General features: G+C 45.9%; 4 protein-coding genes. 2 read left to right on the forward strand and 2 right to left on the reverse strand.

The annotated features are described in order from the left end of the window. Nucleotides 1–95: 95 nt before the first annotated feature. Together QUB56_RS06535 and QUB56_RS06540 are read left to right on the forward strand one after the other, a co-directional pair. On the forward strand, nucleotides 96–944 hold the full coding sequence (locus QUB56_RS06535) for an alpha/beta hydrolase (RefSeq protein WP_332954190.1): 849 nt from the start codon (nucleotides 96–98) through the stop codon (nucleotides 942–944). Between the two features lie 332 nt (nucleotides 945–1,276). Continuing rightward, nucleotides 1,277–2,512, forward strand: a complete 1,236-nt coding sequence (locus QUB56_RS06540; protein ID WP_332954192.1) for a pentapeptide repeat-containing protein — start codon at nucleotides 1,277–1,279, stop codon at nucleotides 2,510–2,512. Nucleotides 2,513–4,033: 1,521 nt separating this feature from the next. Here the strand turns inward: QUB56_RS06540 and QUB56_RS06545 are convergent. Both QUB56_RS06545 and ggt read right to left on the reverse strand, forming a co-directional pair. Continuing rightward, entirely contained in the window at nucleotides 4,034–4,903 is an 870-nt protein-coding gene (locus QUB56_RS06545; RefSeq protein WP_332954194.1) for a choice-of-anchor L family PEP-CTERM protein, read from the reverse strand. 478 nt (nucleotides 4,904–5,381) lie between these two features. Beyond that, the gene (gene ggt / locus QUB56_RS06550; RefSeq protein ID WP_332954195.1) at nucleotides 5,382–7,109 is read right to left on the reverse strand and encodes a gamma-glutamyltransferase; all 1,728 of its coding nucleotides are present in this window, start codon (nucleotides 7,107–7,109) and stop codon (nucleotides 5,382–5,384) included. Between the last annotated feature and the right edge of the window lie 320 nt (nucleotides 7,110–7,429).

The raw sequence follows: 7,429 nt of genomic DNA on the forward strand, positions 1-7,429 counted from the left end.
CCCGATTTATTAAAGAAGTCGGGAATTTGGGTATTTACTGAACAATTATGAGTTAAAATCTAAAATCTAAAATCTCAGAATCTAAAGTCAATATCATGTCTTTCATTTCAATTCGCGGTGTACAACATTATTACGAGTGGATAACGGCAGATAACTGTGCTGGGCCGTGCGGCAAACCAGTGATGGTATTTCTCCACGGCTGGGCGGGCTCGGCGCGTTACTGGGAAAGCACGGCACGGGCTATTGCTGATGATTTTGATTGTTTGCTTTATGATATGAGAGGTTTTGGCCGATCGCCTTTGCCAAAAGAGCCTCCTGAGTCCAGCTACGAACTCGAAACCTACGCCCGCGACTTAGCTGAATTATTAGAAGCTCTGAATTTAAGCCGCGTCTTTCTCAATGCTCACTCCACAGGTGCATCAATTGCTACTTTATTTCTCAACCTTTACCCCGAAAAAGTAGAAAAAGCAATTCTCACTTGCAGCGGGATTTTTGAATACGATGAGAAAGCCTTTACAACTTTTCACAAATTTGGTGGCTATGTGGTAAAATTTAGGCCGTCTTGGCTGGCATCGATCCCTTTTGCCGATCGGCTATTTATGGCTCGGTTTTTGCGCCGTTCTCTTCCCAGAGAGGTCAGTCTGGGGTTTCTCAAGGATTTTTTAATGGCAGACGAGGAAGCTGCTATAGGTACAATGGTGACGGCCGTCAGCAAAAGAGCAGCCGAGGAAATGCCCCAAGAATTTGCACGGCTGAGTGTTCCCACACTGCTTGTGGCCGGAGAATTCGATCAAATTATCCCCGCCATCATGGGAGAGCAAGCCGCCTCCCTCAGCAAAAAAGTAGAATTTGTTATAATTCCTAATACGGCTCACTTTCCGATGCTGGAGGATGCCGCAACATATTTGCAGCTAATTCGAGACTTTTTGCCAGCAGCGGCTTAGCTGAGTTATTGTTCATCTAATGTACGATCGGACAAGCAAGCTTTGACCCCGCTCAAAAACGGATACAAGCCCCCGACACTCGTCGTGATCCGGCCAAAATTTTAGACTCTTGTTCAAGCTCCCAGATTCATCTGTGGAGTGAATCTAAAATGGTTCGACAGAGCGCGACTCGACGGCTCGACAGAGCGCGACTCGACGGCTCGACAGAGCGCTCGCCGAATGTCTCACGCCCCCGTCTCACGCCCCCGTCTCAAATCTCAAATCGACTGACAGCGGCTTTTACTCGGATCTTAATTTTTAATTCCTAATTTCTTAAAGCGAAAGGTGGTACAATGAACGACCTCGACCAATACTATAAAGTGCTGGAACTGTTGCCGGGAGCTTCCAGAGAAGAAATTAGCCAAGCCTACAAGGATTTAGCGTTCATTTGGCACCCCGATCGCATCCCCAAAGACAATCCCCGACTACTACAGAAAGCTGAAGAAAAGATTAAGGAAATTAATCAAGCTCGCGAACGATTGCGATCGATTCAACCAAGAGGTCAGAATCAGAACGTTCAGCAAAAACATACTCAGCACAGAAACACCCAGCAACAAAATACTCAGTACCGAAACACCCAGCAACAAAACACCCAGCAACAAAATACTCAGTACCGGAACACCCAGCAACAAAATACCCAGCACAAATATACTCAGCAACAAAACACCCAGCAACAAAATACCCAGCACAAATATACTCAGCAACAAAACACCCAGCAACAAAATACCCAGCACAAACACACTCAGCACCAAAACACCCAGCAACAAAACACTCAGCACAAACACACTCAGTACCAAAACACCCCGCAACAAAACACTCAGTACCAAAACACCCAGCAACAAAATACTCAGCAACAAAATACTCAGTACCAAAACACTCAGTACCAAAACACTCAGACACAAAACACTCAGTACCAAAACAATCAGACACAAAACACTCAGTACCAAAACAATCAGTACAGAAATACTCAGTATCCAAATACCCAACACCAAAACACCCAGCCACCGCCGGCAAACCCACAAGCACCCCGCTACTCTTCTGAAACCTCTCCAGGAAAATATGCTGGCAATTATGCTGGAAATCCTTCAGGGCCCTATTCAGATGCGTCCCGCTACCAATCGTCGCCGCAGCCATCTCAGTCTTACCGCCAAGCTGGGCCGCAAGCTCCCGATTTGAGCGGTTCTAACTTCAAAGGAGCTTCCTTAAAAGAAAGGGATTTTTCAGGGAGAAACTTGAGCAATGCAAACCTGAGTGAAGCCGACTTAAGCGATGCTTTTCTACACAACGTCAACCTCACAGGCGCGAATTTGCACAAAGCAAACTTGTTCAGGGCCAATTTGTTAGGAGCTTGTTTGATCAATGCCAACTTGAGAGAAACCAACTTAATCGGAGCCGATTTGAGCGGTGCAGACTTGAGCGGTGCGGACTTAACAGGAGCGAAAATCGGTTACGGCGATCGAGTTATGGTAAAACTCACCCGAACTACATTAACAGGTACAATCTTACCCGACGGTACGGTTCACGAGTGACGTACTGCTAGACACTCTGCTCAGCAGTTCCACATTTAAAGGGTGCATCTCAATGAAAGCAAATATGTCTGTATGGGCGAAGCATTCCCGCAGTAAATATGAGCTTCTAACCAATAAATCTATCGGCCGTCAGGCTTCGCTCCTGCTTTCATTGAGATGCACCCCCTTTAAATTCCACGCTTCAGCATTACCTTTATGCTTCAATACGGTTCAGTTAGGGTTCTTATCGGAATTTTATCTCACATATTTATGAGACATACAGACCTCTTTTAGGGGTCAGATTGTGCTGATCTGAACCCTATCGATCTATAACTCGATGGGATGACATTTTATCAGCCCTAGTTACTGCTCCATAACTTTTGAGAATTGGGATAAAAAGCGGTATCGGCAAGATGCACGATATTTGTGAGACTCAGCCAAAACTCTGGCGCGGGTGGGATAAGTTAGGTAATTTGTGGCAGCCGATCGCCTGACTAGACTGTCGCCCCGTCAGCAAAGGCCTTTTAACTCGCTTTATTGTAGAAATGAACTACTGTATTGACCAACCAAAAGTATGACGTAGTGGCGTAATTTTCAAACTGGATCATGCCTTAGCTGAACTCATCGAAATATATCACCTCTGAGAAATTAAGATTCGCTTATATGGGACAAAGAAACGGTTTTTTTTAGAAGTGATTACGGATAAATTAGACGAAATTCATAATATTTATGAGCGATTTAGAGTAAAAAAAGATTGCCTGTAATTGCTTCCTGTGTAAAAATAGCCAAAATCCTCATTTTTACGATCTGGATAAATTACGACAACGAATTGCTAAAAACGAACAAAATATTGAAGGTGACAAACCACCTGATATTGAAGTTGATTTTCTCAGCTTAAGAGATGATAGGAGCGGAAGAGAAAAGTTGAGCTAAAAAGAGAAATAAAAAAGCAGAAGCAAGGAATATTTATCCTATCTCTGGCTCACCAGTTCAAATCAATCAAGGAGGAGGTGCTATCGAAGAAAATCCAAAACCTATTAAAGTCAAAAGTGCTTGGGCGAATGGCTCATTTAATCTATTTGTCTTTGTGGTGGCGGTAGGCGGAATTGGCTTTTTAGGTAGGACAGGAATGATCTTTCCCGGCTTTCTGTGTAGTAGTGATTGGTGGAGTTTTACTTGTTCCGATCATTCGTGCATTACAACATACGCAGGATAAACGCTTACAAGAGGAAAGTTTCTTATAATTAATGAAAATGGCGAGCCGTCGATTACCGTTAATTGGTAATATGTTAGGCAAGGCTTTGAATCCGAGCGATAATTCCCAGGATTCTGAAAATGCTGAGCACTAAAGTCCTCACTATGAACCCATAGCGGTTACGATCGCGATCGCACAAACCGAGTTTTTTTACCCGGTTCAAGGGCTACAATAAAGTCTTTTGGCTTATCAAAACCCCTTTCTGCCTCGAACACGGTTAATCGAGCTTCATATTACAGCAACCGTTTTGGCAGTTGCTCTTTTTTCCATCGGACTTCCGTTATTAATTACTTCCGGCGAGCGCGCAACTTTCGTCCAGCAGCCAGCATAGCGCCTCCCGCCATCAAACCCCCCACAGTCATCGGTTCGGGAACCGGCTCAGAGTCTATCTCAGGGTCTATAGTTCCCACATTGCCTTGAATAAATACAGCAGAATCATAGCTGCCATCCTGCACATCTCGAATGCGGATGGTGAGAACATTCGTCTGATTTTGATTGAGCAAACCCTCAAAACCTAAAACTTTAGTATAACCGTCCAGCTTAAGGATGTTAGCAGCAAGACCTGTGACACTTGGGTTGTTAATATAGTCTGGGTGATCTGTAGAGCGATCGCCTGAATTTGGAACAAGATTATTAATCGTAACTGTTTGTCCGTCGGTCAATTTGGCCAAATTACTGCCGTTGAGCAGCAGTTCAAAACTGTCATTAAATTCAGTACCGCCGTACTCAAGAAACTCCTCCGAACCAAATACATATTTAAAGAACAACTTTTCAGCCGTAGAGTCAGCAAAAAAGCTGAGGTTTAGCTCACTCAAATCCCCCTCTTCACCCAAGGGTCCAAAGTCCGTGCTTAAATCGCTGTTGCCTGTAGATTTCAGATTCTGGCCCGGTAGATCGGTGACTTTACCAGTGCTCATAACAACCCCTGACGTCAAACCGAAGGGGTCATCAGTGAAAAGACCAAAAGCCTCCTCATTACCCCTAATTGAAAGAGAAAAATTACTCAAGCCGGATGTATTAGTTCCCAACAAATTATTTTTTAAAGTATGAATGTTATTAGTTGCCCCTACCGAAAATGCCATTGCTGGGGCTGCCAACAAGCTCATAGCAGTAGTTAATGTAGCAGTTAATGCAGCTATTTTCTGAGTAATTATCATGATTTTGTCTGGAAAAATATCAGCCTGGTTCAATGCACAACTTTATTTTTACATTATATAACAATCAATGTCTAGGGTCTTTACAAGAACTTTACATTTAAGTTAATTTATGCTTGTTGTGTGAAGTTTTTTGGTAATTATTCGGAGTTAGTCTGCCAATAAACTTTACCGCAAAAATACGGATGCAAAAATATACGTACACTGGCTAATAATTTCAGGACTTAGGCACTGGAGACCAAAGCAACCGGGTTTTGATACCGTTGACGATCGCCAACATGACTAATGACTAATGACTAATGACTGATGACTGATGACCCCAAAAATGGATTCAAGCCCCCGACTCCTGTCGTGGAGAGATAAAAATTTTAGACTCTTGTTCCAGCTCCCAGATTCATCTGTAGAGTAAATCTAAAATCGTCGAGTCGCCTTGATATTGCCCCCGTCTCAAATCTAAAATCTCTAATCGACTAACTGATGACTAAAACCCCCTTGCTTCTCCTTCCCCGCGCCGATCGGCAGCCCCTTCCAACCAACCATCCGCAGTCAGGACGATCGCATTGGCATTACCCCAGCCGTCACTTTCCACAATCTGGTGTCCCCGCCGCCGCAACTCCGAAAGCGTCGCAGCCTCAAAACCTCCCCGTTCCACCATCAGGCGATCGGGCTGCCACTGATGATGCACCCGAGGTGCAGACACAGCATCGCCGACATTCATGTCGTAAACCAACACATTAAGCACAATTTGCAGCACCGTGGTAATGATCGTGCTGCCTCCGGGAGCCCCCGCAGCGAGGCGAAATTTGCCATTTTCTGTCACGATGACTGGCGTCATGCTCGATAAAGGAGTCTTCCCGGGGGCGATCGAATTTGCCTCCCCCCCCACCAAACCAAACAAATTCGGCACTCCCGGCGCCGCTGCAAAATCATCCATCTCGTTGTTGAGCAAAATTCCCGTACCCGCCGCCACGACTCCGCCCCCAAAACCGCCATTCACCGTAAACGTTAAGGATACAACATTGCGCTGTTTGTCAACTACCGTGAGGTGGGTAGTTTCGGGAGACTCCCACACAAAGTGGCTCAAAGTTTCAGCGTCAACAGCTTTTACCTCCCCCGAAGGTGTTGCTTTTGACATTTGGATTTGCGATCGTCTCAATTGGCCATAATTGCTGCTAGTCAGAGCTTCGATCGGTACACTCACAAAATCCGGGTCGCCCAAATACTGTGCCCGGTCAGCATAAGCAATCCTCATGCTCTCCGCGAGTAAATGTAGCGTATCTGGACTTTGCCTTCCCCACCTCTTGAGATCGGTATCTCCCAGAATATTTAAGATTTGCAACAAATGAACGCCGCCGGAAGAAGGAGGCGACATCGCGCAAATTTCGTAAGTGCGAAATTTGCCACAAACCGGATTTCGCCAAATCGGCGTATAGTTTTTCAAATCTTCGAGAGTGATAATGCCGCCGTTTTTAGCCATGTCGGCGGCGATCGCCCGCGCAATGTCCCCGGTATAAAAACTTTGCGGATTTTCAGCAATCTGTCGCAAGGTCCGTGCCAAATCCCGCTGCACCAAAAGCTCCCCCGGCTGGTATGGAATGCCACCACGAGTAAAAACCTCCCGCGCCGCCCGGTTTTTTTTGAGCGCATCCTGTCGTCGCCGGGCAGCCGTGGTAAACCGCGAACTTACCGGAAAGCCATTTTCAGCCAGGGCGATCGCCGGCGCCACCACCTGCGCCCAAGGCAACTTACCATACTCGCGGTGCACCGTATAAAGTCCAGCAACAGTGCCCGGAATCCCCGCCGCCAAATGCCCGTCCAGACTTGCCCTTTGGCGCACCTTGCCTTGCTTGTCGAGATACATATCCCGCGCTGCCCTTCTAGCAGCTCGTTCGCGGAAATCCAAGGCTTGCACAGTCCCCGTTTCGGCCCGCCGCATCAGCAAAAAACCCCCGCCGCCGATACCCGCCGAAAAAGGCTCCACCACCGAAATCGCCAAAGCCGTAGCAGCCGCCGCGTCCACTGCATTGCCTCCCTGTTGCAGCAGGGCCAGCCCCGCAGCGCTCGCGAGAGGGTGAGCCGAAACTGCCATCCCCTGTTTGCTGCGCTGCTGCTGCAAGTTGGGCTGTAGCTGCTGCTGGCAGGCGCCGCAAACCAAGACTGTTAGGAAAAAAGTATAGATTCGCACTTTACCGATTAACTTTGAAAACATTTTTCCCCCGGTTTGAAAAATCACACTAAAAATTGAATAACATCCTTCTAAATGCATAGATGAAATTTTACTTCGGATAAGAATACTTAAATAGCGCCAATTTACTATTCACATGAGTCCGATAACTTTGTTAAATACACTACGCACTAAGTTCAATTGTCGGAAATGGGTCGAGGAACCACACTAAAAATTGAATAACATCCTTCTAAATGCATAGATAAAATTTTACTTCGGATAAGAATCCTTAAATAGCGCCAATTTACTATTCACATGAGTCCGATAACTTTGTTAAATACACTACGCACTAAGTTCAATTGTCG

The organism is Microcoleus sp. AR_TQ3_B6, assembly GCF_036702785.1.
Classification (GTDB): domain Bacteria; phylum Cyanobacteriota; class Cyanobacteriia; order Cyanobacteriales; family Microcoleaceae; genus Microcoleus.

Bases quoted from the DNA above. Each gene is read 5' to 3' on its own strand.
- QUB56_RS06535 (WP_332954190.1), top strand. From the start codon at position 96: ATGTCTTTCATTTCAATTCGCGGTGTACAACATTATTACGAGTGGATA.
- QUB56_RS06540 (WP_332954192.1), top strand. From the start codon at position 1,277: ATGAACGACCTCGACCAATACTATAAAGTGCTGGAACTGTTGCCGGGA.
- QUB56_RS06545 (WP_332954194.1), bottom strand. From the start codon at position 4,903: ATGATAATTACTCAGAAAATAGCTGCATTAACTGCTACATTAACTACT.
- ggt (WP_332954195.1), bottom strand. From the start codon at position 7,109: ATGTTTTCAAAGTTAATCGGTAAAGTGCGAATCTATACTTTTTTCCTA.